We start from the raw sequence: 2,331 nt of genomic DNA on the forward strand, positions 1-2,331 counted from the left end.
GCGCGAGGTCGAGCGCGTGCTTGGCGAGCTGTTCCAGCAGCCGCGGCGTGGGTGCGCAGTACACCTCGACGAAGACCTGCGGGTGCAGGCCGGCGAAGCTGCGCAGGATGTGCGGCAGGAAGGCCGCGGCGTAGTCGTCTGGGCAGCCGAAGCGCAGTGTGCCGGTGAGGCCGGCGCCGGAGACGTCGGCCACCGCGGCGTCGTGGTGCCGCAGGATGGTCCGCGCATGGCCGAGCAGGCGCTCGCCGTGCAGCGTGAGCGCCACGCCGCGGCCGGTGCGGTTGAGCAGCGGCTGGTTCAGCATCTCTTCGAGCTTCTTGACCTGCATGCTCACGGCGGCCTGCGTCCGCCCGATCTTGCTGGCGGCGCGGCCGAGGGTGCGCGTCTCGGCGATCGCCACGAAAGTGCGCAGCAGGTCGATGTCGAGGTGGCGGGTCATGGAGTCAGTTTGCCTGATAGCTGGGTTCAGAAATATTAGCTTTCCTTGGGTGCTGCGGGTCCGTACGCTCCGGTCGATCAACTGACTGGAGCGCCCGATGTCCCGCAACGCCGACCCCGCTTTCTGGAACAACGCCCGCCGGCATCTGATTCGCTACGGCGGCACGTTCGAGCCGATGATCATCGAGCGAGCGCAGGGCAGCTTCGTGTACGACGCGGACGGCCGCGCGATCCTCGATTTCACGTCGGGGCAGATGAGCTCGCTGCTGGGGCACGGGCACCCTGAGGTGGCGGCCGTCGTGGCCGAGGACGCTCGAAACCTGGATCACTTGTTCAGCGGCATGCTGAGCCGCCCGGTGGTCGATCTCGCCACCCAGCTGGCCGAGATCACGCCGGCCGGTCTGGACCGGGCCATGCTGCTGAGCACCGGCGCAGAGTCCAACGAAGCGGCCATCAAGATGGCCAAGCTGGTCACCGGCAAGTTCGAGATCGTGAGCTTCGCGCAGTCGTGGCACGGCATGACCGGCGGCGCAGCGTCGGCCACCTACAGCGCGGGCCGCAAGGGCTACGGGCCAGCGGCGGTCGGTTCGTTCGCGATCCCCGCGCCATATCCGTACCGGCCGCGCTTCGAGCGCAACGGCCAGTTCGACTGGCAGGCCGAGCTCGACTACGCCTTCGACCTGATCGACAGGCAGTCCAGCGGCAACCTCGCCGCCTTCATCGCCGAGCCGATCTTGAGTTCAGGTGGCTTGATCGATCTGCCGCTGGGCTATCTGGCCGCGTTGAAGAAGAAGTGCAGCGAGCGCGGCATGCTGCTGATCCTGGACGAAGCGCAGACGGGCGTGGGCCGCACCGGCACGATGCTCGCCTGCGATCGCGACGGCGTGGTGCCCGACATCCTGACGCTCTCGAAGACGCTCGGTGCCGGCTTGCCGCTGGCGGCGGTGTTGACCTCCGAGGCGATCGAAGAAGAGTGCSACCGCCGTGGCTTTCTCTTCTACACGACCCATGTCTCTGATCCGCTGCCGGCCGCCGTTGGCCTGAAGGTGCTGGAGGTGGTGCAACGCGATCGCCTCGTCGAGCGCGCCCGCGTTGCAGGCCAGCGGTTGGAACGTGGCTTGCGCGCGTTGCAGGAGACGGTGGACTGCATCGGCGACGTGCGCGGCCGCGGGCTGCTTCTGGGCATCGAGATCGTCAAGAGCAAGGCCGGCAAGCAGGCCGCACCCGAGCTGGGCGCCGCGATCACGCGCGAGTGCATGAAGCTTGGCCTGAGCATGAACATCGTGAACCTGCCCGGCATGGGTGGCGTCTTCCGCATCGCACCGCCGTTGACGGTGAGCGATGCAGAGATCGACCTGGGCCTGGACTTGCTGAAGCAGGCGATCGAGAACGTCGCGTGACGCATTGACCGGGCCCGCCACGCCGCAGTCTCCCGTAATAGACCGTAATTGCCCGAGTGCGGTCCGTGCAACTAGGCTGTTTGGGCGATGACAACTTTGTCAACGCCAAGCACAACTGCACAGGGAGAATTTCATGAACAAGACGATCGTTTCCGTTCTGCTGGCGCCGGCGCTGTTCACGGCGTCGGTGGCGTACGCAGCTCCGGAATGGACGGAGGCCTGGGTTGCTGGCACCGAGTCCTGTACCCAGGTATGCGGCGCGGTCAGGGCACGCCCGGTCGCGAGCGGTACCTATGCCTTGAATGGCAAGGCCTACAACATTTGCCGGGCGAACCAGAACAACGAGGGCAAGCGAGCCGGCTACAACCTGGAGCCGACGTGGAGCAACGCCTGCGTCGTCGGCTGGGACGGCCAGGAAGTGTTCTCCACGCCGTACGAATGCCTGTGCCAGCGCTAGGGGGAGCCGGTAGGCCCTGAGCGGCGCGTCGAGAAT

3 protein-coding genes are annotated in these 2,331 nt (G+C 66.7%); 2 read left to right on the plus strand and 1 reads right to left on the minus strand.

Going from position 1 to position 2,331, the window contains the following annotated elements; genetic code table 11:
• The coding region (locus AC1DYI_RS33015; RefSeq protein ID WP_477208335.1) for a LysR family transcriptional regulator at positions 1-439 on the minus strand (439 nt) is incomplete at its 3' end.
• 97 nt (positions 440-536) lie between these two features.
• Between AC1DYI_RS33015 and AC1DYI_RS33020 the strand changes: the two genes are divergently transcribed.
• Complete coding sequence (locus AC1DYI_RS33020) at positions 537-1,838, plus strand: aspartate aminotransferase family protein (protein WP_477208336.1); 1,302 nt, start codon at positions 537-539, stop codon at positions 1,836-1,838.
• 133 nt (positions 1,839-1,971) lie between these two features.
• Entirely contained in the window at positions 1,972-2,295 is a 324-nt protein-coding gene (locus tag AC1DYI_RS33025) for a hypothetical protein (RefSeq protein WP_477208337.1), read from the plus strand.
• Positions 2,296-2,331 lie beyond the last annotated feature (36 nt).

The organism is Ideonella sp. P3_A4, from assembly GCF_056403075.1.

Excerpts from the sequence above, each read along its gene's own strand:
- AC1DYI_RS33025 (WP_477208337.1), top strand. The coding sequence starts at position 1,972 with ATGAACAAGACGATCGTTTCCGTTCTGCTGGCGCCGGCGCTGTTCACG.